Source organism: Microbacterium sp. Se5.02b (assembly GCF_019464375.1).
Classification (GTDB): Bacteria; Actinomycetota; Actinomycetes; order Actinomycetales; family Microbacteriaceae; genus Microbacterium.
Map to the genome: position 1 here is coordinate 1,288,565 of NZ_CP080491.1, position 24,587 is coordinate 1,313,151.

23 protein-coding genes and 6 pseudogenes are annotated in these 24,587 nt (G+C 70.7%); 15 read left to right on the forward strand and 14 right to left on the reverse strand.

Annotated features, from left to right (window positions below; translation table 11 throughout):
• Nucleotides 1–12: 12 nt before the first annotated feature.
• The 3 genes and pseudogenes from K1X59_RS06460 to K1X59_RS06465 all read right to left on the reverse strand — a co-directional run bounded on the left by K1X59_RS06460 (nucleotide 13) and on the right by K1X59_RS06465 (nucleotide 2,697).
• Nucleotides 13–1,773, reverse strand: coding sequence for a primary-amine oxidase (locus K1X59_RS06460; protein ID WP_396652602.1), 1,761 nt, complete (start codon nucleotides 1,771–1,773; stop codon nucleotides 13–15).
• A pseudogene (locus tag K1X59_RS22785) lies at nucleotides 1,762–1,994 on the reverse strand (tyramine oxidase); the annotation flags it as partial. The pseudogene K1X59_RS22785 and the gene K1X59_RS06460, both read right to left, overlap by 12 nt.
• 118 nt (nucleotides 1,995–2,112) lie before the next feature.
• Nucleotides 2,113–2,697, reverse strand: a complete 585-nt coding sequence (locus K1X59_RS06465; RefSeq protein WP_220174053.1) for a TetR/AcrR family transcriptional regulator — start codon at nucleotides 2,695–2,697, stop codon at nucleotides 2,113–2,115.
• A 66-nt stretch (nucleotides 2,698–2,763) separates the two neighbouring features.
• On the opposite strand from K1X59_RS06465, the gene K1X59_RS06470 reads away from it, so the two are divergent.
• Both K1X59_RS06470 and K1X59_RS06475 read left to right on the forward strand, forming a co-directional pair.
• The gene (locus tag K1X59_RS06470; RefSeq protein ID WP_183152214.1) at nucleotides 2,764–3,309 is read left to right on the forward strand and encodes a hypothetical protein; all 546 of its coding nucleotides are present in this window, start codon (nucleotides 2,764–2,766) and stop codon (nucleotides 3,307–3,309) included.
• Between the two features lie 37 nt (nucleotides 3,310–3,346).
• Nucleotides 3,347–4,011: pseudogene (locus tag K1X59_RS06475) on the forward strand (SDR family oxidoreductase).
• Here the strand turns inward: K1X59_RS06475 and K1X59_RS21035 are convergent.
• The 7 genes and pseudogenes from K1X59_RS21035 to K1X59_RS22790 all read right to left on the reverse strand — a co-directional run bounded on the left by K1X59_RS21035 (nucleotide 4,005) and on the right by K1X59_RS22790 (nucleotide 10,192).
• The gene (locus tag K1X59_RS21035) at nucleotides 4,005–4,361 is read right to left on the reverse strand and encodes a hypothetical protein (RefSeq protein WP_258567131.1); all 357 of its coding nucleotides are present in this window, start codon (nucleotides 4,359–4,361) and stop codon (nucleotides 4,005–4,007) included. The pseudogene K1X59_RS06475 and the gene K1X59_RS21035 sit on opposite strands and share 7 nt — an antisense overlap.
• Nucleotides 4,298–5,224, reverse strand: coding sequence for a multidrug effflux MFS transporter (locus K1X59_RS06480; protein ID WP_258567132.1), 927 nt, complete (start codon nucleotides 5,222–5,224; stop codon nucleotides 4,298–4,300). The genes K1X59_RS21035 and K1X59_RS06480 overlap by 64 nt, the downstream gene beginning before the upstream one ends.
• A pseudogene (locus K1X59_RS06485) lies at nucleotides 5,221–6,062 on the reverse strand (alpha/beta hydrolase). Before K1X59_RS06485 ends, K1X59_RS06480 begins: the two are co-directional and overlap by 4 nt.
• A gap of 137 nt (nucleotides 6,063–6,199) precedes the next feature.
• Entirely contained in the window at nucleotides 6,200–7,198 is a 999-nt protein-coding gene (locus K1X59_RS06490; RefSeq protein WP_220174054.1) for an alpha/beta hydrolase, read from the reverse strand.
• 33 nt (nucleotides 7,199–7,231) lie between these two features.
• Nucleotides 7,232–8,194: an aldo/keto reductase gene (locus tag K1X59_RS06495; RefSeq protein WP_183152215.1), complete on the reverse strand. Its 963-nt coding sequence runs from the start codon at nucleotides 8,192–8,194 to the stop codon at nucleotides 7,232–7,234.
• An 8-nt stretch (nucleotides 8,195–8,202) separates the two neighbouring features.
• Nucleotides 8,203–9,336, reverse strand: a complete 1,134-nt coding sequence (locus tag K1X59_RS06500) for a zinc-binding dehydrogenase (RefSeq protein ID WP_220174055.1) — start codon at nucleotides 9,334–9,336, stop codon at nucleotides 8,203–8,205.
• A gap of 20 nt (nucleotides 9,337–9,356) precedes the next feature.
• Nucleotides 9,357–10,192: pseudogene (locus K1X59_RS22790) on the reverse strand (SDR family NAD(P)-dependent oxidoreductase).
• Here K1X59_RS22790 and K1X59_RS06510 point away from each other — a divergent pair.
• Complete coding sequence (locus K1X59_RS06510) at nucleotides 10,191–11,246, forward strand: aldo/keto reductase (protein WP_258567133.1); 1,056 nt, start codon at nucleotides 10,191–10,193, stop codon at nucleotides 11,244–11,246. The pseudogene K1X59_RS22790 and the gene K1X59_RS06510 overlap by 2 nt on opposite strands.
• On the opposite strand, the gene K1X59_RS06515 is transcribed toward K1X59_RS06510, so the two are convergent.
• Nucleotides 11,200–11,523, reverse strand: a complete 324-nt coding sequence (locus tag K1X59_RS06515; protein ID WP_183152216.1) for a multidrug efflux SMR transporter — start codon at nucleotides 11,521–11,523, stop codon at nucleotides 11,200–11,202. The two genes, K1X59_RS06510 and K1X59_RS06515, sit on opposite strands and share 47 nt — an antisense overlap.
• Nucleotides 11,520–11,888, reverse strand: a complete 369-nt coding sequence (locus tag K1X59_RS06520) for a multidrug efflux SMR transporter (RefSeq protein ID WP_183152217.1) — start codon at nucleotides 11,886–11,888, stop codon at nucleotides 11,520–11,522. The genes K1X59_RS06515 and K1X59_RS06520 overlap by 4 nt, the downstream gene beginning before the upstream one ends.
• A gap of 348 nt (nucleotides 11,889–12,236) precedes the next feature.
• On the opposite strand from K1X59_RS06520, the gene K1X59_RS06525 reads away from it, so the two are divergent.
• From K1X59_RS06525 to K1X59_RS06560, 11 genes and pseudogenes are all read left to right on the forward strand, one after another.
• Nucleotides 12,237–13,346, forward strand: coding sequence for a 13E12 repeat family protein (locus K1X59_RS06525; RefSeq protein ID WP_258567134.1), 1,110 nt, complete (start codon nucleotides 12,237–12,239; stop codon nucleotides 13,344–13,346).
• Nucleotides 13,343–13,576, forward strand: a complete 234-nt coding sequence (locus K1X59_RS21050) for an HNH endonuclease (protein WP_258567135.1) — start codon at nucleotides 13,343–13,345, stop codon at nucleotides 13,574–13,576. The genes K1X59_RS06525 and K1X59_RS21050 overlap by 4 nt, the downstream gene beginning before the upstream one ends.
• A gap of 276 nt (nucleotides 13,577–13,852) precedes the next feature.
• On the forward strand, nucleotides 13,853–15,382 hold the full coding sequence (locus K1X59_RS06530) for an ABC transporter substrate-binding protein (RefSeq protein ID WP_244632467.1): 1,530 nt from the start codon (nucleotides 13,853–13,855) through the stop codon (nucleotides 15,380–15,382).
• A gap of 82 nt (nucleotides 15,383–15,464) precedes the next feature.
• Nucleotides 15,465–16,406 (forward strand): ABC transporter permease, encoded by a 942-nt coding sequence (locus tag K1X59_RS06535; protein ID WP_183152219.1) that lies wholly within the window; start codon nucleotides 15,465–15,467, stop codon nucleotides 16,404–16,406.
• On the forward strand, nucleotides 16,403–16,822 hold the full coding sequence (locus K1X59_RS21055; protein ID WP_244632468.1) for a hypothetical protein: 420 nt from the start codon (nucleotides 16,403–16,405) through the stop codon (nucleotides 16,820–16,822). Before K1X59_RS06535 ends, K1X59_RS21055 begins: the two co-directional genes overlap by 4 nt.
• Nucleotides 16,723–17,202, forward strand: a pseudogene (locus K1X59_RS21060) (ABC transporter permease); the annotation flags it as partial. The gene K1X59_RS21055 and the pseudogene K1X59_RS21060, both read left to right, overlap by 100 nt.
• A gap of 308 nt (nucleotides 17,203–17,510) precedes the next feature.
• On the forward strand, nucleotides 17,511–18,185 hold the full coding sequence (locus K1X59_RS21065) for an ABC transporter ATP-binding protein (RefSeq protein ID WP_244632469.1): 675 nt from the start codon (nucleotides 17,511–17,513) through the stop codon (nucleotides 18,183–18,185).
• Nucleotides 18,182–19,014, forward strand: a pseudogene (locus K1X59_RS06545) (ATP-binding cassette domain-containing protein). The gene K1X59_RS21065 and the pseudogene K1X59_RS06545 overlap by 4 nt, the downstream one beginning before the upstream one ends.
• Nucleotides 19,015–19,061: 47 nt before the next feature.
• A complete protein-coding gene (locus K1X59_RS06550; RefSeq protein ID WP_183152220.1) occupies nucleotides 19,062–19,649 on the forward strand; it encodes a TetR/AcrR family transcriptional regulator in 588 nt (195 codons plus the stop codon).
• A 34-nt stretch (nucleotides 19,650–19,683) separates the two neighbouring features.
• Nucleotides 19,684–20,382, forward strand: a complete 699-nt coding sequence (locus tag K1X59_RS06555) for an alpha/beta fold hydrolase (protein ID WP_220174056.1) — start codon at nucleotides 19,684–19,686, stop codon at nucleotides 20,380–20,382.
• Nucleotides 20,383–20,457: 75 nt separating this feature from the next.
• Complete coding sequence (locus K1X59_RS06560) at nucleotides 20,458–21,522, forward strand: methyltransferase dimerization domain-containing protein (protein WP_258567136.1); 1,065 nt, start codon at nucleotides 20,458–20,460, stop codon at nucleotides 21,520–21,522.
• Between the two features lie 75 nt (nucleotides 21,523–21,597).
• Here the strand turns inward: K1X59_RS06560 and K1X59_RS21070 are convergent, their stop codons facing one another.
• Both K1X59_RS21070 and K1X59_RS21075 read right to left on the reverse strand, forming a co-directional pair.
• Entirely contained in the window at nucleotides 21,598–22,341 is a 744-nt protein-coding gene (locus K1X59_RS21070) for an amidohydrolase family protein (protein WP_396652577.1), read from the reverse strand.
• Nucleotides 22,338–22,940 (reverse strand): hypothetical protein, encoded by a 603-nt coding sequence (locus K1X59_RS21075; RefSeq protein ID WP_244632473.1) that lies wholly within the window; start codon nucleotides 22,938–22,940, stop codon nucleotides 22,338–22,340. The genes K1X59_RS21070 and K1X59_RS21075 overlap by 4 nt, the downstream gene beginning before the upstream one ends.
• A gap of 159 nt (nucleotides 22,941–23,099) precedes the next feature.
• Here K1X59_RS21075 and K1X59_RS06570 point away from each other — a divergent pair, with 159 nt between their 5' ends.
• Nucleotides 23,100–24,548 (forward strand): glyceraldehyde-3-phosphate dehydrogenase, encoded by a 1,449-nt coding sequence (locus tag K1X59_RS06570; RefSeq protein WP_183152222.1) that lies wholly within the window; start codon nucleotides 23,100–23,102, stop codon nucleotides 24,546–24,548.
• Nucleotides 24,549–24,587 lie beyond the last annotated feature (39 nt).

Genomic DNA, 24,587 nt, shown 5'->3' on the forward strand with positions numbered 1-24,587 from the left:
GGCCGACCCGGCTCAGTGTCCGCAGGTGCAGGCGCCTCCGCCGCAGCATCCCTCCGTGGCGGCGCCGTGAGCCTGGGACGACTCCGGCACGTCCATCGCCGGGTTCTGGTCGAGGAACCCGTTCGGCTTGAACCAGAATCCCGCGTAGTCGACGGGCATGATGGGCCAGTCCTCCGGCCGCGGGAAGTGCGTCAGCCCGAACGTGTGCCACAGCACGATGTCCTCGCCGTCGATCGACCGGTCGCCCGCCGTGTACTCCGGCAGTCCAGCGCCGCCCTGATGCGCGTTGGGATAGCGGCCGGCGGGCCAGACCTGCCCCGGTTCGTGACGTGTGGCCCACAGGTGCTTCGTGGCGAAGGCGGCGCGCGCGGCGACCGACGACTGCGGGTCGGCCATCAGCAGGGCGGTCGGCTCCGGGATCAGATGGTAGGCGGTGGGGCGCCCGACGCGATTGGTGCGCGACGCGCTCTGCACCTCCCACACGCGGGCGACCGAGGAGTCCGCCTCGCGCTGTGCTTCGTGCTCGGTACGCAGCGGCGTCTCGGACCACGTGAACGCGTTCCCGAACGGATTCTCCGGGCCCATGGGAACGCGCTGCGCGTCGATCTCGAGGAGCCTGTTGTCCTCACCGTCGATCGCGACATCGAGGCGAGCGCAGAACAGATGCTGGTGCACGGGTGCGAAGACCCCGGGGGCGAGTTCGGTCGCGTGCTTCTGCCGCACGCCCGGTTCGCCCGCCGCCGCGAAGACGATGCCGGTGGCCTTCGCGGTGACCTCGATCGAGCCGTCGAGCGAGAAGTTCCAGTAGAACCCGTAGTCGTAGTTGCCGATCGTCGAGAAGTACGACACCACGAAGCGGCGCGAGCGGCGCACGTCGGCGCGTCCGGCGAGGTCGGTGTGCTTCCAGAGGATGCCGTAGTCCTCCTCGTGCATGCAGACCACGTTGGGGATGCGCACCGGGTGGCCGTGATCGTCGGCGACGTATCCGTCGAGGTAGCGGATCACGCCGAGGCAGTCGCAGCCGAGCTCGAGGTGGTTCGCGTTCTTGCCGAGCAGGTACTCTCCGGCGTCGAAGTAGCTGATCCAGAAGCGGCCGGGGGCCGTGTCGCCGTACGGCACGACCATCTCGGGCACGCTGGCTCTGCTGAGCACCGAGCGGCCCTGGAAGCTCACATCGTGGAGCACGAGGCCTTCGCGCGCGTTGAAGTCGACGCGCATCGACCAGCCCTCCCACTCCACCAGGGAGCCGGACACCGTGAAGCTCGTGCCCTCGGGCTGCGTGATCTCGATGGGCTTGAGCGACGTGCGGGCGGCGCCCTGCGTCTCGGGGTAGTAGTTGCCGTGACCGGCGGGGACCGGGACGTCGCCGTGGTCCTCGACGCGGATCACGCTGTTCGACGTGAGGTCGATGTGCACGATGAGACCCTCGACCGGATGCGCCCAGGGGGAGTCCTGCTCGTCGTACTTGAGGAAGGTCAGCGAGCGGATGACGCGGCGACCCACCTCATCGGCGCGACCGGTGTATCCCGGCGCGAGAGGGCCGCAGAACGCGAGCGCCATGTGCTCCTCCAACCCGCGGCGTCGCATGGCCGCCTGCCATTCGGGAGAAGCCTTGGCGATGATCTCGGCGCGCTCGTACTCCTCGAACAGGTACTGCGGCTGACCGTACGGCGGGGCGTCGTTCGGCACGCGCTCGGTGCGCAGGACCTCGCCGCGCGTGATCGACACGACGGCCTCGGTCGCGACGCCCGTCGCGACGTCGAGCAGGGTGATGTCGACGCGGCGGTCGATGGGGACCCCGGCCGCCAGGCCGCGAGCTCCTCCTTGGTCGGCTCGTCGGGGAGCAGCATGGGCACGCGCGTGGTCTCGGTCATGAGGCCGGCCGTCTCGAGCACCGCCCTCGCCGCGGCGATCTCGGCGCCGGTCAAGGGGTCGTGCGGGTGCGGGGCGGCGATCTTCTCGATCGACACGGGCTGCGGGGCGTGGTGGGACATCGTCGACCTCACTATTTTCGAGCGACTGCTCAATAAACGGGTTGGCACGATGATACGACGGCGCGCCCGACGACCACAACCATCGATCGGGGGCGGGGTGCGTGGGTGCGGGCGCGGCTCAGGCGAGCCAGGGGGAGAGGATGCCGTCGAGCACGGCGAGATGGGCCGCGGCGGGCTGCGGCTCGGTGACCTCGACGATCTGCTGCCCGTAGGTGATCGAGCGCAGCAGCGCCATCACGGACTCGGTGGGGGTGTCCTGGCGCAGCTCGCCGTCGTCGACGGCCTCGTCCAGGGCGAGGCGGATGCTGTGCTGCCAGGTCGCGAGCGTCGGCGCCCCGGCGTCCGGGGTGGGCGCGAGTGCGGCAAGGCGCCCCCAGAAGCCGACGACCACGTGCGCCTCGGTGCGGGTGTGCTCGTCGATCGGGAGCACCTCGCGCATCAGGGCCTGCAGCCGCGCCAGCCCGCGCAGTCCGGCCGTCGCGTCCGAGATGCGGGCGTCGGTGCGGCGGGTGACCTCGGCGGCCGCGGCGCGCACGACCTCGTCGAAGCCGTCGAAGTAGTGCCATAGCGACCCGGTCGCGACGCCGAGCTCCGCGGCGACCGCGCGCGAGGAGACGCTCTCGTGTCCGTCGCGCGCGGCGACGGCGAGCAGCGCCTCGGCGATCTGCCGGCGGCGCTCATCGTGATCGACGATGCGGGGCACGTGCCCATCTTGTCGCATCGAGACCGGGTCTAGCGATATTGAGCGAGTGATCAATATACTGCCCGAGTGGAGCACCTCCTTCCCGCAGCACCGTGGCTGATGGCCGCCGCGGCGACCGTCTCGGCGGTCGCCTGCCTCGCCGCGTGGCGCGCAGTGCCCTGGCAGGGGCGGCAGACCGCGCTCGTGATGGCGGCGGCGATGCTGATCCTCGCCGCGACGGACGGCGAACCGCTGATCGGACTCGTGCTCGGCGTCGTGCTGCTGCTCTCCGCCATGGTCGGCACGATGGGAGTCCGCGGAACCGCGGCTGCCGCCACGTGCTGCCACCGCGCCCTGGTCTCGCTGGTGATGGCGATCTGCGCCTTCGAGGGCGCATCGGCTGCGGTCGCGGTGTCGCCGGCGACGGCGGTCGTGAGCGCAGGCCACGGCGGGCACGGCATGTCCGGTGTGCTGTCGGTGCTCGTGCTGATCGGCGTCGTCGGCGTGGTGCTGTGGACCGTGGTCGGCGAGTGGGTCATCACCCCCGTGCACCACGGCCGCACGGCACGACTGCTCACGACCGAGTCGTGGGCCATGGCCGCGGGGGTCGCTGTCATGTGCCTCGGGTTCTGACCCACGCGCTGCACCTCTCGTCCGCTAGCGTGGCCGGATGCCCCTCGCCCTGATCACCGGCGCCGCCCGCGCGAACAGCATCGCCGCCGGCATCGTCCCTCGACTCCGGGCCGCCGGCTGGACGGTCGTCACCAGCGACATCCACGACGCCGACCACCCCGCCGACCTCGCGACCCCCGAGGGGCCAGAGGCGCTCGTCGCGGAGGTGAACGCCGTGCACGGACCGATCACCGCGCTCATCCTCAGCCATGCCCACGACGTCGAGTCCGGCATCCTCGACACGACGGCCGAGAGCTTCGACCGGCACGTCGCCGTGAACGCGCGCGCGAGCCTGCTGCTGATCGCGGCGTTCGCCCGCCAGGTGGACGACGACGGGGAGTGATCCTCGCCCTCACGAGCGACCACGTCACGGGCAACCTCCCCTACGGGGCGTCGAAGGGGGCGCTCGACCGGCTCGTGATCTCCGCCGCGCGAGAGCTCGGTCCGCGCGGGATCTCGGCGAACGTGCTCAACCCCGGACCGATCGACACCGGATGGATGGACGCCGACACGCGGGAGTCGCTCGCGGCGATGACACCCCTGGGTCGTCTGGGTCGCCCCGCCGACGTGGCCGCGGTCGTGGAGTTCCTCGTCTCGACCGAAGGCCGGTGGATCTCCGGCCAGCTGCTCCAGTCGGACGGGGCGTTCTCGGCGCGCTACTGAGACGCCGCAGCGCGGCGCACGAACGCCCATGCCGCGACGGCGGCGACCGCCGAGGCCACCGTCATCGTGACGGCCATCGTCACCGCGTTCGTGCCGCCGAGGCCCGCGGCGAGAGGGGCGAGCACGGGGCCGAACAGGAACGTCGCCATGCCGAGCAGCGCCGAGGCGGTGCCGGCGCGACTGCCGTGGTGCGCGAGCGCCAGTGTCTGACCGTTGGGGCCGCCGAGACCCGAGCACAGCATGAAGCCGACGAGAGCCGCGATCACCCCTTGCACCCCGGTGCCCGTCAACGCGAGCACGAGGAACACCGTCGTGGCGAGCAGCGTGGCCGTGATCCCGCCGAGATACACGCGCAGCGTTCCCAGCGCCGCACCACGAGTCGGCTGGTCTGGCTGCCGACGATGCTCGCCAGCGCTCCGGCCGCGAACGCGATGCTGAAGGCCTGCGGGGTGAGACCGAACTGCTCCTGCAGCACGAACGACGACATCGACAGATAGGTGAAGAACGCGACGCCGCCGCCCGCCGCGGCGCACAGCACCGCCACGAAGAGCCGATCGCGGACGACCGCGCCGGCGTGCGCCCCGAGTGTGCGGAGCCCTCCGCCGTGTCGTGCCGCCGGAGGGAGGGTCTCCGGCAGGGCGAACACCACGACGAGGAGGAGGACGACCCCGACCGCGCCGAGCACCCCGAAGATGCCGCGCCAGTCCATGATGCGGGCGAGCTGACCTCCGACGACGGGCGCGATGATCGGCGCCGTGCCGGAGACGAGGAACAACAGTGACAGCATGCGCGACAGCTCGACGCCCTCGAACTGGTCCCTGGCGATGGCGAGGCAGATCACGATGCCCGCCGAGCCCGCGAGTCCCTGCAGGAAGCGCGCGACCAGCAGCAGCTCGATGTTCGGCGCGACCGCGCACACGACGGAGAGCACGGTGAACGCCACGACACCGACCAGCAACGGCAGGCGTCGACCGAGCCGGTCGCTGAGCGGCCCCGCGACGAGCTGCCCGAGCCCCAGCCCGATCATGCACGCCGACATCGTGACCTGAGCCAGAGCCTCGGTGGTGCCGAGAGACGCGGCGAGCTGCGGCAGCTGCGGCAGGTAGAGGTCCATGGACAGGGGTCCGAAGGCCTCCAGCATCCCGAGCACCAGCATGGCCCGCAGCGTGCTCATGCGCGGACGGCCCTGTTCCGCCGACCCCGGGAGAGTCATCCGTCCAGGCGCAGGGTGCGCCGCAGCCAGCTCTCGCGCGCGGCGACGGCGGCCCGCGACACCTCGGCCTCCGGCGAGAATCCCGCGAACCCGTGGTATCCGCCCGCCCACACGTGCAGCTCGGCCTGTCCGCCGGTCGCCCAGATGCGCAGGGCGTACTCGACCGCCTCGTCGCGGAACGTCTCGGCGGCGCCCACCTCGATGAACGCCGGGGCGAGCCCAGACAGATCCTCGGCACGGGCGGGAGCCGTGGAGGGAGACACCCGGTCGCTGAACCGGTCGTCGCCGGCGATGGCGTCCCACGCGGTGTCGTTGTTGTTGCGGTCCCACGCGCCGAACCCGTCGTACTGCCGGCTGGAGGGGTGTCGTTGCGGTCGTCGAGCATCGGGCACCCGAGCAGCTGGCCGGCCAGGCGCGGCCCATTCCGGTCGCGCGACAGAAGGGCGACCGCCGCGGAGAGACCTCCGCCCGCGCTCATCCCCGAGGCGATGATGCGGTCGGGGTCGATGCCGAGGTCGTCGGCGTGGGCGGCCATCCACTCCAGGGCGGCATAGCAGTCCTCGGCCTGCGCCGGGCCCGGGTGCTCGGGCGCGAGGCGGTATTCGACCGCGACTCCGACCACCCCGTGACGCTCGGCGAGGTCGATGAGTTCCGCCGTGCCGAAGAACCGTGTTCCCAGGACCATGCCGCCGCCGTGGATCGACAGCACGGCGGGTGCCGGCGCGGAAGCCGGGCGCATCGGCCGCACGATCGTGATCTCGATGTCGGGCGCGCCTGCCGGACCAGGGATCACACGGTCCTCCCACGTGATCGCCCGCCCCTCCGCCTGCACGGCCATGGGCGGGATGATCGTGGCGAAGTGGGTGCGGTTCGCGAGGATCGTGTCGGCGCGCAGCGGGATGATCTCGACCATCCGCACGAAGGCGTCGAGTCCGGCGACCAGCTCGGGGTCGTACGGGACGGGCAGCGGCACGGTCATCGGGCCGCCCGCCAGATCCGCCGCAGCCACGAGGCACGAGCGGCCAGAGCGGCGCGGGAGATCTCGGCTTCGGGCATGTACATGTCGAAGCCGTGTGCGCCGCCGCCCCAGACATGCAGCTCGGCCTGTCCGCCGGTCGCCCAGATGCGCAGGGCGTATTCGGTGTCCTCATCGCGGAAGGCCTCGGCCTCGCCGACCTCGATGTACGCCGGAGGGAGTCCGGAGAGGTCGGCTGCGCGACTCGGTGCGGCGTAGGCCGGGGCCTCGTCGCTGAACGCGAGGTCGTCGCCGAGCACGCACGACCAGGCCAGCAGGTTCAGCTCGCGCTGCCACGTGCCGATGCCGTCGTACTGACGACTCGCGACCGTGGTGTTGGTGTTGTCGATCATGGGGCACAGCAGCAGTTGTCCGGCCATGACGGGGCCCTGCCGATCGCGGGCGAGGAGTGCGACCGCGGCGGTGAGGCCTCCTCCGGCGCTGCCGCCCCCGACGACGATGCGCTCGGGGTCGATGCCGAGCTCCGCGGCGTGTGCGTGCACCCAGACGAAGGCCGCGTAGCAGTCCTCGACGCCCGCGGGATAGGGATCCTCCGGGGCGAGGCGGTACTCCACGTTCACCGCGACGACCCCGTGTTCGGCCACGATGTCGACGACACGGCCGGTCTCCCACGAGCGGTGGCCGACGATCATGCCGCCGCCGTGGATGTTCACGAACGCGGGAAGCGTCCGGCCGCTCGATCCTGTGGGGCGGAACACCGTGATCTCGATGTCGGGCGCTCCGGCGGGACCGGGGATGACACGGTCCTCCCCATCGATGGCGCGGCCCGCGATGACCGTGTCGTTGTCGGGGAACATCCGGTCCGCGCCCTCCCGCGGCAGGGTCTCGCGGGTGAGCGGCGGCTGCGGGTTCGCGGCGAGCTCATCGAGCACGGCCTGCACCTCGGGGTCGAAGGGCACGGGGGCGACGGTCGGGTGTCCGGCGGCGATGGCGGTCATGGTTCTCCTTGCGGGCGTGGCGGGCGACGGGGGTCAGGGGCCTTCGGGGTCGACGACCCCGCGGTCGGCCCAGAACGGCTCGACGAGGCGGCGCAGTTCCTCGACCCCGAGGCGGTCGACCAGGGCGAGGGCGTCGAGGTTGGCGCGCAGCTGCTCGATGCTCGAGGCGCCGAACAGCGTCGTGGTGAGCGCGGGGTGGGTGAGCGTGAACGCGATGCCGAGCTGCGCCGGGGACACGCCCAGCGACGACGCGACCTCCGCGAAAGCCGGCACGTCGGCGATGATCCGCTCCCGGATGTCGCCGGGGTCGCGGCCGATCTGCCGGTCGCTGTTCACCTTCCCAGCCAGCACGCCGCCCTCGAGGCAGTCGGAGGCCTGCAGGGTCAGCCCCTGGTCCCACAGTCGTGCGAAGGGCTCGCCGTCGGGGATCGAGCGCCGCGCGACGCTGTACTTCAGCTGCGCGATCTGCGGCCCCGCGACGCCCTCGGCCGCGGCGATGTCGATCAGGGTCTGGATGCTCGACGCCGACCAGTTGTTCACACCCCAGGCGCGGATCAGGCCGGCGTCCTGGAGCCGGGCGAGGTCGAGGACGAGCTCGCGCAGGTCGAGGTCGTCGCGGCGCAGGTCGCCCAGGATCACGAGGTCGGCGTGCTCGACGCCGACGCGCATCAGGGCGTTCTCGAGCTGCGGGCGGAACCCGTCGTCGCCGAAGGCCTCGAGCCACAGCTTCGACGACAGCAACCACTCGTCGCGGCGGAGGCCTGCCGCGCGCACCATGGCCGAGAAGATCACGTCGGTGAACACGGGAGGGGCGCCCGGCGCGGAGTAGACACCGACGTCGAAGAGGTTCACGCCGCGGTCGGTGGCCTCGCGCAGCATGGCGACCGCGTCGGCGAAGTCCATCCGGTCGTAGGTGTGCCAGGAGCCGAGTGAGAACAGCCCGGCGTCGATGCCGCTGCGGCCGATCTCGCGGCGGGGCAGGAGGGGAGCGGTCATGGTCGTCCTCACCGTCTCGGGTCGATGACGGCCTTGACCTCATCGAGGTGGTGCATGTGGGCGATCTTCGTCGAGGCGTCGGCGAGGCCGACCGGGGTGCTGAAGAGCTCGTCCCACGGGAAGCGGTCGGCGAAGGCGGTGAAGAAGTCGATCGCGCGGGAGTAGTCCGAGATGTCGCCGTTGAGCGAGCCGACCACGGTGAGCTCCTTCCCCATGATGGTGCTGAGGGGGAAGCCGTCGCCGGCGGGGCCCGTGGAGCCCACGATCGCGATGGTCCCGCGCTGTGCCGCCATCCCGATCGCGTCAGGACCGACACCCGGGGCGCCGGCGAAGTCGAACACGTGGTCGGCGCCGCGACCGCCGGTGAGCGCCATGACCTGGTCGACCACCGGTCCGTCGCGGAAGTCGACGACGGCGTCGGCGCCGAAACGTCCGGCGAGTGCGAGGCGGGATGCGGGTGCGCCGACCGTGATCACCTGGCCGGCGCCGGAGATCTTCGCGACGGCGGTGGCGAAGATCCCGAGGGCGCCGGCACCCTGCACGACCACGCTCGACCCGGTCCGGAGGCGTCCGGCGCGTTCGAACGCCCGCAGCACCGTCTTGGCCGCGCAGCCCGCCATCGAGGCCCAGGTGTCCTTCACGGATGCCGGGAGCAGCAGCTTGGCCGCTCCCGGGGTGACGTAGGCGTACTCCGAGAGGCCGGCGGTGGCGAACGGGGGCACGTCGGCGCGTTGCAGGAAGCCGTACCCGCGGCGTGTGCACGCGACGGGTTCGCGCAGCACCACGCACCCGTGACACTCGCCGCACGTCGACTCGGACCAGCCGATGCGGTCGCCGGGCGCGAGCGGGCGACCGAGGGCGTCTCTGGTGTCCGGCCCGGTGGCGACGATCTCGCCGACCATCTCGTGACCGAGCACCATCGGGAGCATGCCGGGGAACGTCATCCGCCCCTCCCAGATCTCGATGTCGGTGCCGCACAGCGTGGTGCAGGCGATGCGCACGAGGGCCGCGCCCGGTTCGATCTCGGAAGGGAGCGGGAGGTCCTGCAGGGTGAGGGGCTCGCCGTGCGCGGTGAGCACGGCGGCGCGAGTCGTGCGCGGCAGGTCGGCGATGCGCGGCAGGTCGGTGGTGGGGACGGACATGGTTCTCCAGACGGCGGTGTTCAGACCAGGAGCTGTCCGCCGTCGACGGCGACGGAGACTCCGGTGATGTGGCTGGCGGCGTCGCTCGCGAGGAAGACGACGAGGGGAGCGACCTGCTCGACGGCGGCGATCGTGCCGAGCGGGATGCGCGACTCCCAGGCCGCGCGCGCAGCGGGGTTCGATGCGAAGTCGGCGGTCAGCGGGGTGAGCACGGGGCCGGGGGCGACGGCGTTGACTCGTACACCGGAGGGCGCGAGCTCGATCGCGGCCGTGCGGGTCAGAGCATCGACAGCGGCTTTCGTGGCCTCGTAGTGGCCGAGCCCGGGGTGGGCTGTCTGGCGCCGATCGACGAGATGTTCACGATCGCGCCGCGCCCCGCCTCGGCGAACAGGGCGCCGAACGTGCGCAGCATCAGGAAGGTGCCGCGCACGTTCACATGGAGGGCCGTGTCGAACACGTCGACCGGGACCTCCTGCAGCGTGCCGCCGCCCGCGACGACGCCCGCGTTGTTGACGAGCACGTCGATGCCGCCGTCTGCTGCGAGCAGCTCCGCAGCGGCGAGGACCGACGACTCGTCGGCGATGTCGAGGGCGAGGGCCGTCGCGCCGATCTCGGCGGCGACCCTGGCGGCGGCATCCGCATCCACGTCGCCGATGAAGACGACGTCGCCGCTCTCGCGGAAGGCGGCGGCGATTCCGCGGCCGAGTCCGGATGCGCCTCCGGTGACGAGGATGCGGCGGGGAGATGCGGTCATGTTCGTCCTCACTGACGGCTGGTCTGACGGAGTGTCTCCGTTATATTCTACAAACATAGAAAAACACAACCCCGTGCGAAGAGATGGCGAAGGAGCCTTCATGCCCGAATCGACATATCCCCGGAAGTCCCTCCGCGCCGGTGGGAGTCCTGTGCCGCCGCTCGCCCTCGGGTCGTGGAACACCTGGGACCGGATGGGGCCGGACGAGGCCGTCGCCCTGATCCGTCGAGCGGTCGACCTCGACGCCGGGTTCTTCGACGTGGCTTACTACAACATGGGTCCGCATGCCGAGAACTCGAAGACCGACATCCTCTTCGGCCAGGCGCTGCGGGCGAGCGGTGTCGACCGGGCCGACATCGTGCTGTGCGGCAAGCTCTGGCTGTGGGACTGGCCGAACCAGGGGTTCCGCGCGCAACTCGTCGAGTCGCTGCAGCGCGCAGGGCTCGACCGCTTCGACACGCTCGTCGTGGGGGACTATCTCGACGCCCCCGACATGCCGCGACTCGTCACGGAGGTGAACGACCTGATCGCCGAGGGGCTCGTCGACTCCTGGGGCATCAACAACTGGCGGATCGAGCACACGCGGCAGGCCATCGCCGAAGCAGAGGCGCAGCGCGTCGCCGGGCCGGTGTTCGCGCAGCTGAAGTACGGCATCGCCCGTCGATCGATGGCCGAGGGCGACGCCTACGGTCCGTTGTTCGCCGACGGGACGCTCACGCTCCAGGCGTCGGACGTGTTCGAGGGCGGCATCCTCGCCACCGGGCGGGTGCCCGAGCGCAAGATCGGCGCCGACGTGGGGGCATCCGCGAGCAGATCGCCGCGGTGTTCCCCACTGTCGCGCGCATCGCGGGGAGTTCGGGGTGACACCGGCCGCGCTCGGCATCGCCTTCTGCCTCACCAACCCCGCGACGGCGAACGTGCTGTTCGGCGCCTCTCGACTCTCGCAGCTGGAGCAGAACCACGCGGCTCTCGCCCTCGCCCGCGATCACGGAGCCGAGGTGCGCGATGCGCTCGCCGCATGCCGGGTCGATCGGGAGGTGCGCGCCGACGGCGTCTGGTGAGGAGCGCGGGCCGAGACCCGATCCTGCGCATCGGTTCGACGTGCGCGACTAGTGCGCGCCGCCGAACTCGATCATCGCCACGCCGGCCGCGATGAGCGCGACGCCGATCGCCATCATGAGGGAGAAGTGGTCCTTGAAGATCACGCGGCCCAGGACCGCAGTCAGCGCGACGCCCGCGGCTGCCCAGATGCCGTAGGCGACACCCACCGGCATCCCCAGCGCGAGAATCGTGCCGAGCAGCGTGAAGGCCGCGAGGTATCCGACGACGATCACGGGGATCCAGCGTTTGCGCCGGAGTCCTTCGGACGCGCGCAGGCTCAGGGTCGCGGTGACCTCGCTGCCGATCGCGAGGGCCAGCAGCAGCCAGATCATGACGCGGCCTCCGTCGACTCGCGCGCATGCGACCCGAGCTCGACCAGCAGCACGCCGACCACGATGACGCCGACGCCGATCAGCTGCACGGGGCCGAGGACCTCGCCGAACAGCATGGTGCCGAACACCGCCGTGAGCACGACGCCGACCGCCGACCAGATCCCGTAGGCCACGCCGACGGCCATGCCGCGGTCGAGCACGACCGACAGCAGCCACAGCGAGCCCGTGTAGCCGACCGCGACGACGATCAACCACAGCGGATGCGTGAACCCCTCGGCCGCGCGCAACGAGAGCGTCGCCGTGACCTCCAGCGCGATCGCGATCAAGAGGGGCGGCCAGGCGGAGGGGCGCGGGTGGTCGGTCATCACGGGCCTTTCGTGGAGGGGTCCGAGGAGGGAGAACGTGGAGCGGAGGTGGGGGATTCCCTCATCGGCGAGTGGGTGTGCGGGCGAGTGGGCGAGGAGGGCGTGTTGGCGTGTGGGCGAGGTGGGCGTGTGGGCGAGGAGGTGAGTGGGCGTGTGGGCGTGTAGGCGTGTGGGCGAGGAAGGCGGGCATGTGCGAGGCGGGCGTTCGATCGTCTCTGTTGCCGGTGAACGGGCCGTGTCGTCGAGGTTGGACAGTCCGTTTCGGTTCGAGGTTCGAGGCATGGCGGCATGCCGGAATGACTCGAACAGATCTTCGAAAGTGTGCGGGATTCCCGGTAGAATCGAGTCATGTCGAAGTTGGCCGCGTTGCATGAGGCGATGTCCCGCCTCGATGAGGCGTGGGCAGACGCCGATGCGTCCGGCGAGCTGTCCCGGCAGCAGCTGATCGCCGTGAGCGCATCCATCGGGGTGTTGCAGAGGCGGCTGGATGCGGTGCACATCGAGGTGGCCGCGTGTATCTCTCGCGAGTCCCGTCCGGAGCTGGGCGCCGAGAGCCTCGCGAAGCAGCAGGGGTTCCGCAATCCGGCGACGATGATCGCGGCGACGGTCGGCGTGTCACGCGGTGATGCGACTCGGCTCGTGAAGGTGGGAGAAGCGGTCGCACCGCGGGCCGATCTCCTCGGTGCGCCCCTCCCGGCGAGGTATCCGGCCGTGCGGGAGGCGCTCGGCGCCGGCATGCTGAGCGCGCAGGTGGCGGCCTTGATCGTCGCTCTTCTGGACCGGTGTCGGGTGGCGGCCGGGGCGGTGCGTGTCGCCGAGGCGGAGCGGCTGCTGGTCGAGGAGGCAATCGGACTCGCGCTCGACGACGTGCGGAAGCTGATCGTGCGGGCGGAGGCATGGTTGGACCCGGACGGGGTGGAGCCGCGCCTCGAGGAGCAGCGCTCCCGTCGATCATTGACCGTCCACGAGCGCGACGGGATGGTGCATCTGAACGCGGTCCTCGACGTCGAGACCGCGGCTCCCGTGGTGACCGCGATCCGCGGGTACGTGACCGCCGCGTTCGCTGCGCGGAAGGATGCTGCCGCGCCCGATTCGTGCGATGCCGACCGTCGCACGGTGCCGATGATCCAGGCCGACGCGCTCGCCGTGTTCGCCGCGCACGTGCTCGGATGTGAAGCCAAGGTGCCGCTGGCGGGTGCGACCGTCGTGGTGCGGATGAGCCTCGAAGACCTCGAGTCCGGGTCGGGGTCGGCAGCCCTCGACGGTCTGGACCATCCGGTCAGTATCGGCGCTGCGCGGCGGATGGCCGCGGGTGGGGAGTCATCCCGTGCGTGCTCGGCGCTGCGAGCGAAGTGCTCGACTGGGGGCGTGAGAAGCGCCTGTTCACGCGGTCGCAGCGGTTGGCGTTGGTGGAGCGGGATGGTGGGTGCGCGATGTGCGGGTTGCCGCCGGAGATGACGAAGGCGCATCACATCCGGTGGTGGAAGCGCGACCGCGGGCCGACCGACCTGTCGAACGGGGTGCTGCTGTGCGAGACGTGTCACCACCGCATCCATGACAACGGATGGGAGATCCGGGTCGACGGCGGTGGCGGGTGCGGGAGGGTGTGGTTCGTGCCGCCCGCTGCGGTCGACTCTGCGCGCGTCCCGCGCCTGGGCGGCAGAGCGCGCTTCGACATCGCCGCGTGAGTGCGCCGCGTGGCTGCGCTGCGCTGTGTGAGTGCGCCGCTTGAGCGCGTCGGCTGAGCGCTGACGTCCGCTGGCGCCGCTATGCCTGCGCGCTCGGACAAGCCCGGTGCACCCCGAGGCATGAGTCGGCGCCTCGCGGACGAGAAACGCTCTTGCGCTCTTTTTCCACGCATGTAGACTAACCACCACGACACATCGAAGTGACGTCGATCCGGCCTCCGGTCAAGCGGCACGTCGAACCTTCTTCACCACCCCCTGCACCCGAGAGAAGGAACCATGAAACGAATGCCCCTCGCGCTCGCCGCGGCCGTCGCCGCGACGCTCGCGCTCACCAGCTGCAGCGGCGGCGCCACACCCTCGCCGTCCGACGGCAGCGGTGTCGAGAGCCCCGACGCCCTCAACATCGGCAACTTCCTCGACGTCACGTCGTGGGACCCGTCGCTGGCCGACATCGGCTTCGACGGGCCGTACCTGTCGGCCGTGTACGACGCGTTGATCGCCCTCGACGAAGACGGCGATCCGATCCCGTCGCTCGCCACCGAGTGGACCGTCGCCGACGACGACCTCAGCATCGACCTCGACATCCGCACCGACGCCGTGTTCAGCGACGGCACCCCGGTCGATGTCGACGCCGTGATCGCGAGCCTCGAATACCTCAAGGCCGGCGCCCGCTCGGGTGAGGCCTACGTCAACGTCTCCGCCTTCGACAAGGTCGACGACGACACGGTCCGCATCGTCCTCACGCAGCGCGACGACACGATCCTCTACTTCATGGGCCTCGGCCGCAGCTACGTCGCCTCCCCGGCCGCCATCGAAGCCGGCACACTCGGGAGTGAGCCGATCGGCTCCGGACCCTACGTCCTCGACAGCACGACGAGCGTCGCCGGCGCCGAGTACCACTTCACCAAGGCAGCCGACCACTGGGACGCCGAGGCCTATCCGTTCTCCGAACTGGCGATCTTCCCGATCACCGACGCCACCGCGCGCCACAACGCCATGTTGAGCGGTCAGATCAACGTGCAGTACGGCGATGTCGCCAACCTGGAGCAGGCGAAGCAGCAGGGCTGGAACACGGCCGAGCGCGTGTCCGGCTGGGCGGGCCTGGTCATCACCGACCACACCGGCGTCAAGAGCGAGCCGCTCGGCAAGCTCGAGGTGCGCCAGGCGCTGAACTACGCCTTCGACGGAGCGGCCATCCTCGCCGCCGTCGGCAGCGGAGCCGGCGTCGCGACCAACCAGGTGTTCCCCGACGGCGGGCCGATCAACGACCCGGCGCTCAACGAGACCTACGCCTACAACATGGACAAGGCCAAGCAACTGCTGGCCGACGCCGGATACCCCGACGGGTTCGCCATCTCGATGCCCATGTCGCCCATCTTCGAGATGTGGAAGCCCTCGGCCGAGCAGGCGCTCACCGAGCTCGGCGTGAAGGTCACCTGGGACAACATGCAGATGCCCGACTACCAGCTGAACGCACCGAACTACCCCATGTTCATCTCGTTCCTCGCGATGGACGGCAACGACGTCGCCACGGTCGCCCGCCAGGTGACCAGCGTGCAGTGGTTCAACCCGGAGCCCGACTACGCGAAGAACGAGGTCATCGCCCCTCTCGTCGAGAAGGTCCAGACCGAGCGCGGCGACGCCCAGACCGCGGCCGTCAAGGAGCTCAACGAGGCCCTCGTCGACCAGGCATGGTGGTCGGTCTGGTACCAGGCGAACAACATCTACTACACGGCACCCGGCATCCAGCTGCAGCCGGTGGTGGGCATGATGTTCCCGACGCTCCGCTACATCACCCAGGGCTGACGCCCCCGCCGGGGCGGCCGCGACGACGGCCGCCCCGGCACTTCCTTCCCCCTCCGACCCCGCCACCTCCCGAGAGGCTCCCATGCTCCTGTTCACGGCGAAGCGGGTGCTGTCCGGCATCCTCCTGCTCGTCGCGGTCTCGATCGGCACGTTCTTCCTCGCCCACCTGGCGATCAGCGATCCGACGGCCTCGCTCCTCGGCACCACGGCGAGCCCTGCGCAGCAGGCCGCGCTCGCCGAGAAGATCGGCATCGACCGCCCGCTCCTCGTACAGTTCTGGGACTGGCTCTCGCATGCGGCACTGCTCGACTTCGGCGTCTCCTGGCGCAACTTCCAGCCCGTGAGCGCACAGCTCGCGATCAAGGTCCCCGTGACCCTCTCGGTCGTGACATTCGCCACGCTCATCACCGCGGTCATCGGCGTCGCATTCGGGATGATCACCGGTCTCCGCCCCGGCACCTGGTTCGACCGGATCATCAAGGGCATCTCGGTCGTGCTCTTCGCCCTTCCCGGCTTCTGGGTCAGCCTCGTGCTCGTGATGTGGCTCGCCGTGCAGCTGAAATGGTTCCCCGCGGTCGGCTACGTGCCGCCCACCCAGTCGGTCGAGGGCTGGCTGCGCTCGATCACCCTGCCCGCCATATCGCTCGCCCTCGGCGGCATCGTCGCGGTCTCCGAGCAGCTGCGCAACGCCGTCATCGCGCAGAGCCGCCAGGACTGGGTGCGCACGCTCCGCAGCCGCGGACTCTCCGCGACCAGGGTGAACCTGCACATCCTCCGCAACGCCTCACCCGCGGCCCTGACCGTGATCGCCCTCATGTTCGTCGGGCTGCTCTCGGGCGCCATCGTGGTCGAGCAGATCTTCAGCCTTCCCGGCCTCGGGCAACTCACCAACCAGTCGTCGCAGAACGGCGACATCCCGATGCTCCTCGGCATCACCGTCATCTCCATCGTGTTCGTCGTCCTGATCAACCTCCTGCTCGACCTCGTGCTCGGCTGGATCAACCCGAAGGTGCGCGTCGCATGACCACGACAGACATCCGCGTCGCCTTCGACAAGGCCGCCCAGAAGCGCCGCTCCGGCCTGTTCCGACGCTTCCTGCGCCACCCCGGCGGCTACATCCCGCTGGCGATCTTCGTCCTCATCGTCCTGGTCGGCGTCCTCGCCCCGCTCCTCGCACGATGGACCCGAACTTCGTCGACCTCGCCGCGGCCAAGGCGCCCCCAGGGCCAGAGCACCTCCTCGGCGGCGACTCCACGGGGCGCGACATCCTCAGCCGACTCATCTACGGCACGCGCACGACCCTGTGGGGCGCGCTCATCACGATCGTCACCGCGCTCGTCATCGGTGTTCCGGCGGGTGTCGCCGCCGGCTACTTCGGCGGGGTCTTCGACCGCGTCGCCACCTGGGTCAGCGACGCGCTGCAGTCCATCCCCGGCATGATCATCCTGCTCGTCGTCGCTGCGGGCAGCCGCAACAACTTCGAGCTGCTGATGGCCACGGTGGGCGTGTTCATGGTGCCGGGGTACTTCCGCATCGCGCGGTCGCAGACCCTCGCCGTCCGCAGCGAGCCGTACATCGATGCGGCCCGCGTCTCGGGTCTCTCCGACGGGCGCATCATCTTCCGTCACGTGATCAAGGCGGTGTACCCGCCGGTCATCATTCAGACCGCGCTCACCGCCGGCATGGCGATGGGCATGCAGGCCGGGCTCCAGTTCCTCGGCATCGGCGACTCCAACGTCCCCAGCTGGGGCGCCATGATGCTCGAGGGCTTCCGCCTCATGCTCACCTACCCGCTCATGCTGCTGTGGCCCTCGGCCGCACTGGGGCTCACGATCGCGGTGCTCGCCATCATGGGGTCCACACTCGCCGAGCTCGTGCAGGTACGGACGCCTCGGGCGTCCCGTCGGAAGGCGGCGCAGGTCGCCGCGGCGGCGACCACCGCACCGACCGGCACCGCGCAGCACGCGGCCGAGGCCTCCGCCCTCCGAGTGGAGAACCTCCGCGTCGTGCACGCCACCCCGAACGGCGAGACCGAGGTGGTGCACGGCGTCACCCTCGATGTGGCCCCCGGCGAAGTCGTCGGCATCGTGGGGAGTCGGGATCGGGGAAGTCGCAGACGGTCTTCTCGGTGCTCGACCTGCTGCCCTCAACGGGCCGGGCGATCGCCGACGCCATCTGGGTGGGCGGCACCGACGTCACGAAGGCGACGCCGAAGCAGCGCCATGCCCTGCTCGGACGCGCGATCGGCTACGTGCCGCAGGAGCCGATGAGCAACCTCGACCCCTCGTACACGATCGGCCACCAGCTGATCGAGCCGCTACGTCACACGCAGGGTCTCAGCGCTGCGGCGGCGAAGGAGCGGGCTCGCGCGATGCTCATCCGCGTCGGCCTCACCGATCCCGACCGGGTGATGCGCAGCTACCCGCACCAGGTGTCCGGCGGCATGGCGCAGCGGGTACTGATCGCGGGTGCGATCGCAGGCAAGCCCTCGCTGCTCGTCGCCGATGAGCCCACCACGGCGCTCGACGTCACGGTGCAGGCCGAGGTGCTCGAACTCCTCCGCGAGCTGCAGGCCGAGTACGGCATGGCGCTGCTGATCGTGACCCACAACTTCGGCGTCGTCGCCGACATCTGCGACCGCGTGATCGTGATGCGCGGCGGCGACGTCGTCGAGTCGGGACCGGTCGACGACCTGTTCGCCGCCCCCGCCGAGGACTACACGCGCGAACTGATCGCCGCCTCCCTCGACGATGTCGAGAGCCGCGTCGAACTGGACCGCGCGAGAATCGAGGTGACCGCATGAGCGCCCTGCTCTCCGTCGAAGACCTGGTCGTGGAATACGGCCGTGGCCGCCACGCCTTCCGCGCGCTGCACGGGGTCTCCCTCGACATCGCCCCCGGCGAATGCCTCGGCCTGGTGGGCGAGTCCGGATCCGGCAAGTCGACACTCGGCAAGGCGATCCTCGGCCTCGCGCCCGTGACCGCGGGGAGCATCCGCTTCGACGGTCAGGAGATCAGCCGACTCGGCGGTCGCGCCCGCAGAGCGCTCGCCGACGACGTGCAGGTCGTGTTCCAAGACCCGTACGGTTCGCTGAACCCCGCCATGACGATCGGCGACATCCTCGCCGAGCCGCTGTTGACCACGGGGATCGGCGCGAAGGCGGCGGAGGCGAAGGTGCGCGAGATGCTCGATCGCGTGCGCCTTCCGAGCACCGCGATGGACCGCTACCCGAGCGAGTTCTCGGGCGGTCAGCGCCAACGCGTCGCGATCGCGCGCGCACTCGTCCGGGGACCGCGACTCGTCGTGTGCGACGAGCCGGTCAGCGCCCTCGACCTCACGACGCAGGCGACGATCCTCGACCTGTTCATCGAGCTCCAGCGCGACACCGGGGTGGCATACCTGTTCGTCTCGCACGACCTCGGCGTCGTCCGGCGCGTCTGCCACCGGGTGGCCGTGATGTACCGCGGCGAGCTCGTGGAGGTCGGCGAGGGGGAGCAGGTCACCCGTGCCCCCGGCATCCTTACTCCGAGCGGCTGCGTCTGGCCTCGCCCGTCGCCGACCCGATCGCGCAACGCGAGCGACGTGCGCAGTGGCTCGCTCTGCGGGAGGTGCGCGATGCGGCGGTACGGTAGCTCCAGGCCGGATCGCTCCCCGCATCGCAATCGGCCGGAAGGACCCCATGCCGAAGATCATCGATCACGACCAGCGTCGACGGGATATCGTCGAGGTGGCCAAGAGCATCATCCTCAAGGGCGGCTTCGAGGCCGCGACCATGCGGAGCATCGCGGCGGAGGCCGGCTTCGCGAACGGCGCCCTGAAGCACTATTTCCCGGGCAAGGAGAGCATCGTCGCGGCGACCTTCGAGACCGTGCTGCACGAGCACGACACCTGGTTGCAGGAGTCGATGTCGGAGGGTGCGACCCCCGAGCGGATGCTGCGGCAGGTGCTCGAGGGGACTCTGCCCAGCGGTGTGGAAGAGATCGCCAGCGGACGCGTGCTGCTCGCGCTGTGGGAGTACGCGATGTCGAACGACTCGCTCACGGAGCTGTATCGCACGCACCTCGGACGCTGGCGCGACATGCTCGTCGAGCGGATGGAAGCGGCTCGCGATGCCGGCGTCATCCGGGATCAGGACTATGCGTCCCTCGCGAACGAGTTCATCTCCGTCGCAGTCGGTGCGACCGTGATCAACCTCATGTACCCCGACGGCGAGCGGATCGCCGACTACGAGAACTACATCGACCAGTTCCTGGCACGCCTGCGCTGAGCACGGTGCGCCGGATCCGAGAGGACGGCGCCTCATGACCACACCCCTGTTCGTCGAGCGGCACCCGGGCACCGGGCGGCCTGTCGCGTTCCTGCACGGCCTCGCCTCGCGCGGTTCGCAGGACTGGCCCGAGAGCGAGTGGGCGGGTGTCTTCGGCGACCGCCCCCGCGTCGTGGTCGACCTTCCCGCGCACGGTGCGAGTCCGTCGCTCGGCACCGCGCCCACATCGACGGTGCTCGACGCACTCGCGACGGCGGTGGGTCCCGACGAGATCGACCTCGTCGGCTACTCCCTCGGAGCGCGACTCGCGTGGGATCTGGCGCGGCATCCGCGGGTGTCGGTGCGGCGTCTCGTGCTCGGCGGCCTCAGCGCGGGGGAGCCGTTCGCGCTCGTCGACCTCGCCGCCGCGCGCGCGAGCGTGTCGGGCGGCGCTGCACCGGCCGATCCGCTCACCGGCATGATCGTGCACCTGGCATCGCAGGAGGGCAACCGGCCGGCGGAGCTCGTCGACCTGGTCGAGGGGCTGGCCTCCGAGCCGTTCGTCGCCGGGTCGGACGGGCCGGCGCAGCCGACGCTGCTGCTCGGCGGCATGGACGACGCGATGGCGGCAGGGATCGACGATCTCGCCCGGCTGCTCCCCGATGCGCACACGCAGCGTGTTCCCGGTGACCACGTCGCTGCGGTGCACACGGCCGAGTTCCGTGCCGCGACGCGCGCCTTCCTGTCGGACTGAGCGCGTCTCGTTCAGTCGGCCCCTCCCTGCCCTTTAATTCCCACAGTTGTAGATAAATAACGAAAGGCCATCACCATGACCGACACCCCCACCGCCGACGCCGCGCGGATCCTCGACATCGCCACGGGCTACATGGCGTCGAAGCAGCTCTTCCATGCCAGCCGCATCGGCCTGTTCGCCGCTGTCGCCGACGGTTCGGACACGGTCTCGGCGATCGCCGTCGCGTGCGGAGTGAGCGAGCGCATCGCCCGTCTGCTCGCCGACGCCATGGCGGCCAAGGGGCTCCTGCTCCGTGCCGACGGCCGCTACGCCGTCGCCCCGGATGCCGCCGCCTACCTCACGGGCGACGACGCGGCGATCGACCTCGCCCCCTTCCTCACCTTCCTCGACGAGATCAGCTACCCGCACTGGCTCCAGTTCGCACACACCGTCGACACGACGCAGCCCGGCGACCTCCAGATGGACGACGCCCGGTGGGCGACGTTCATGGCCGGCGTCATGACGTACAACCGGCTGCACGCTCAGGAGTTCGGGCGTCACCTCGACCTTTCCGGCGCCACCAGGGCGCTCGACTTCGGTGGGCTCTCCGCCGACTTCGCGCTGTCGGTCATGGCGCAGAACCCGGCGCTGCACACGACCTTCGTCTACGCGCCCGGCTTCGAGGACGGCATCGTCGAGGCGGTCGCGGCGGCGGGGCTCGCAGACCGCACGGCCGTGGAGGTCGCGGACACGGCGACCGCGACGCCGCAGGGGGAGTACGACGCCGTGTTCGCGAACCACGTGATCCACCGGTTCTCGGCGGAGGAGAACGCGCAGATCTTCCGCAATCTGCGGGCGGCCGCGGCTCCGGACGCGACCCTGACCGTGCTCGACTTCTTCCTCGACGACGACGCAGAGCAGCGGGGATCGACGCGCTGCACGCGGGGAGTACCTCGTGATCGACGGGACGGTCGTGTATCCCGAGTCCGAGGTTCGGGGCTGGCTGACCGATGCCGGCTGGGTGGTGCGCGACAAGGTCGCCCTGCCCGGCAGCCCGCGGGTGCTGGTCGCGACCGCGGTGTGAGACCTGCCCCGACGTCGGGAGCCCGGCGTCGGGGCCGCAGACTGGTCCGGGGGATCAGAGGCGGGCGGCATGCGTGAACATGCCGCCCGCCGTTTTCGTGCGTGCGTGCGTCGGTCCGGGTCGCCGGGCCGCGGCGCCGCCGGACGCCCGGCTCAGTCGCGGGAGAAGACCGTGCGGCCGTCGACGATGGTCCTGTCGACCCCGAGCGACGAGAACGCGCGTCCCGGCGTCAGGGGATCCTCGTCGAGGACCGTGAGATCGGCGACCTTGCCGAGGGCGAGCGATCCCTTCCAGGCCGACGCGCCGTCCTGACGGGCGGCATCCACGGTCATCGTGCGCAACAGCCGTCGCCGTGTCTCGGCGTCGTCCACGACCCCGGCGTCGGTGAGCAGGGCGAGCGCGGCGTCGAGGCCGCGTCGCCAGTCGGGGCTCGCGATCGGGGCGTCGCTCGTCACGGTCGTCAGCGTCCCCGACGTGAGCATCTCGGCCAGGGGCCACGCGGTGGCGAGGCGGGCCTCACCGAGCTGCACGGCGGCCCACGAGTGGGTGTGCGCCGCGATGAGGGGCTGCACGGCGAAACCGGCATCCACCTCGCGCATGCGTGCGATCTGCTCGGGCGTGGCCAGGTCGCCGTGCACCACGTAGTGCGGCCCGGCGGGGGCGGGGGCGTCGCGGAGGTGCTCCAGGACGGCGAGGAACTCCGCGATCGACCGGTCGCCCGTCGCGTGGACGGCGATCTGCATGCCACGGGTGGCGGCGAGCTCCACCATCCGCTGGAACGCGGACAGGGGATCGGCGCCACCGCGGGTGAGGAGGGCGCCCGTTGTGCCGTCGGCGTAGGGTTCCTCGACCCACGCGGTCGCCAGGGGTGGAATGCCGTCGGCGAAGATCTTCACGCCGGGGATCGCGAGCCACCGTCGGTCGGTCGCCGGGGAGGGGTGAGGATGCCCCGCTCGAAGTCGTCGAGTGTGCTCTCGCCGTCGATCGTCCCGAACAGTCGCAGGAGGGTGACGCGCGAGGTCTGCGCGCCCTCGCGGTGCAGCTCGCAGTATGTGTCGAGCATGTCGGTGCCGAAGCAGCCCGTCTCGCCGGCGTCCTCGCCGGGACCGATGCCGGGTTCGGTGTAGCTCGTGATGCCGAGTTCGGCGAGCAGGCGCCAGGCCCGGCGCAGGGCGGATCGCCGTTCGCCCGCAGTCGTCACGAGGGGGCCCGACGGCTGGTCCTCGGGCGCGGTGTCGGAGAAGAAGAGGTGCGGCCAGCGGGCTCCGAGCCACGCGCCGTGCAGGTGGGCGTCGTTGATGCCGGGGATCGCGGTGCGCCCGTCGAGCTCGACGACCTCGCAGGCGTCGAGCGCTTCGGCGTCGGCGTCGTGCGCGACGATCACTCCGTCGCGCACGGCGAGAGCGGTGGTGGTGCGGCCCGCGGGATCGAGGGTGTGGATGCGACCGCCGCGGATGATCAGGTCGGCGTCGTCGCCGGGAAGTGTCTCGCTCATTATTCCACCAGTGTAGACGGAAAATGCCGGGTGCCGCGAGCGGAGCGCCGCCGATTCGGCGCGCGGTTCTCAGGCTTGTACGCTGGACGCATCCCCCGATTCACCCGGCAACTCGCGCGCCGGCGATCTCGGCGCGCGCTCACACATGCAAGGACGCAGATGAACGCTTCCGCGGCACACCGCGAAGGATGGACAGAGCGCGAAGAGCTGGCGGAGCGGATGATCCCGCTCATCGGCGCGCTCCGCCGCGAGCACGACGTGGTCACCTCGCTCCACGGCCACCGCCTGCTCGGGCTCTCGGCGACGGGCCTCGTCGAGGTACACGAGCGGGTCGCCCAGCTCGGCCACGAACGGCTGCCGATCGAAGACACCCTGGCGGTGCTCGAGGCGATCAGCGCCCTCGCCCCCGGTGCGTCCTCCCTCGACGTCGCGCGGCTGGTCGCCGAGCACGCCGAGAGCGACCAGCCCCTCGAGGCGTACCTCGCCGAGGTGCTCGCGCCGGCGATGGGCGCCGTCGCCGCCGAGCCGACCGACGTCGTGCTCTACGGCTTCGGGCGTATCGGCCGTCTGCTCGCGCGCATCCTGATCGCGCACACCGGCGGCGGCAGCGGGCTCCGACTGCGCGCGATCGTCGTCCGCCGCGGCGCGGAGAACGACCTCGTCAAGCGGGCGTCCCTGCTGCTGCGCGACTCCGTGCACGGCCGATTCGCCGGCTCCGTCACGGTCGACGAAGACGCCGAGCAGATCATCGCGAACGGCACGCGCATCCAGGTCATCTACTCCGACGACCCCGCGACCATCGACTACACCGCCCACGGCATCCACGACGCGATCGTCGTGGACAACACCGGGCGCTGGCGCGACGAGGCCGGCCTCTCGCAGCACCTGCGCTCGCAGGGCGTCGCCCGGGTGCTGCTCACCGCGCCGGGCAAGGGCCCCCTCAAGAACATCGTGCACGGCATCAACGACGACACCATCGTCGACTCCGACCGCATCCTGTCGGCCGCCTCGTGCACCACGAACGCCATCACGCCGGTGCTCGCGGCGATCGACGAGGCGTACGGCGTCGTCAAGGGGCACGTCGAGACGGTGCACTCGTTCACGAACGACCAGAACCTGATCGACAACTTCCACAAGGGCGACCGGCGCGGGCGCTCTGCCGTGCTCAACATGGTCATCACCGAGACCGGCGCGGCGAAGGCCGTGGCGAAAGCCCTCCCGCAGCTCGAGGGCAAGCTCACGGGGAGCTCGATCCGTGTACCCACCCCCGACGTGTCGCTCGCGGTGCTGCACCTGACGATCGAGCGCCCAGCGACCACGGAGCAGGTCAACGACTATCTGCGCCGCGTCTCGCTGCACTCGAAGCTGCGCCAGCAGATCGACTACGTCGAGAGCCCCGACGTCGTCTCCACCGACTTCGTCGGCTCGCACCGTGCCGGCATCGTCGACGGGCTCGCCACGATCGCCGACGAGGACACCCTGATCCTGTACGTCTGGTATGACAACGAGTTCGGCTACTCGTGCCAGGTCATCCGGGTGCTCGAGGTCATGGCCGGTTCGCACCCGATCGTGCTCCCGGAGCGCCGCGAGGTCACCCTGCAGGGCTGACCGCCCTGCGCCGCGTCGGAGGCGCCCGGCATGATGGGG

Coding starts and splice junctions, on each gene's coding strand:
- K1X59_RS06480 (WP_258567132.1), bottom strand. CDS start 5,224: ATGACTCTCCCGGGGTCGGCGGAACAGGGCCGTCCGCGCATGAGCACG.
- K1X59_RS06490 (WP_220174054.1), bottom strand. CDS start 7,198: ATGACCGCCATCGCCGCCGGACACCCGACCGTCGCCCCCGTGCCCTTC.
- K1X59_RS06495 (WP_183152215.1), bottom strand. CDS start 8,194: ATGACCGCTCCCCTCCTGCCCCGCCGCGAGATCGGCCGCAGCGGCATC.
- K1X59_RS06500 (WP_220174055.1), bottom strand. CDS start 9,336: ATGTCCGTCCCCACCACCGACCTGCCGCGCATCGCCGACCTGCCGCGC.
- K1X59_RS06510 (WP_258567133.1), top strand. CDS start 10,191: ATGCCCGAATCGACATATCCCCGGAAGTCCCTCCGCGCCGGTGGGAGT.
- K1X59_RS06515 (WP_183152216.1), bottom strand. CDS start 11,523: ATGATCTGGCTGCTGCTGGCCCTCGCGATCGGCAGCGAGGTCACCGCG.
- K1X59_RS06520 (WP_183152217.1), bottom strand. CDS start 11,888: ATGACCGACCACCCGCGCCCCTCCGCCTGGCCGCCCCTCTTGATCGCG.
- K1X59_RS06525 (WP_258567134.1), top strand. CDS start 12,237: ATGTCGAAGTTGGCCGCGTTGCATGAGGCGATGTCCCGCCTCGATGAG.
- K1X59_RS21050 (WP_258567135.1), top strand. CDS start 13,343: ATGACGAAGGCGCATCACATCCGGTGGTGGAAGCGCGACCGCGGGCCG.
- K1X59_RS06530 (WP_244632467.1), top strand. CDS start 13,853: ATGAAACGAATGCCCCTCGCGCTCGCCGCGGCCGTCGCCGCGACGCTC.
- K1X59_RS06535 (WP_183152219.1), top strand. CDS start 15,465: ATGCTCCTGTTCACGGCGAAGCGGGTGCTGTCCGGCATCCTCCTGCTC.
- K1X59_RS21055 (WP_244632468.1), top strand. CDS start 16,403: ATGACCACGACAGACATCCGCGTCGCCTTCGACAAGGCCGCCCAGAAG.
- K1X59_RS06550 (WP_183152220.1), top strand. CDS start 19,062: ATGCCGAAGATCATCGATCACGACCAGCGTCGACGGGATATCGTCGAG.
- K1X59_RS06555 (WP_220174056.1), top strand. CDS start 19,684: ATGACCACACCCCTGTTCGTCGAGCGGCACCCGGGCACCGGGCGGCCT.
- K1X59_RS06560 (WP_258567136.1), top strand. CDS start 20,458: ATGACCGACACCCCCACCGCCGACGCCGCGCGGATCCTCGACATCGCC.
- K1X59_RS21075 (WP_244632473.1), bottom strand. CDS start 22,940: ATGAGCGAGACACTTCCCGGCGACGACGCCGACCTGATCATCCGCGGC.
- K1X59_RS06570 (WP_183152222.1), top strand. CDS start 23,100: ATGAACGCTTCCGCGGCACACCGCGAAGGATGGACAGAGCGCGAAGAG.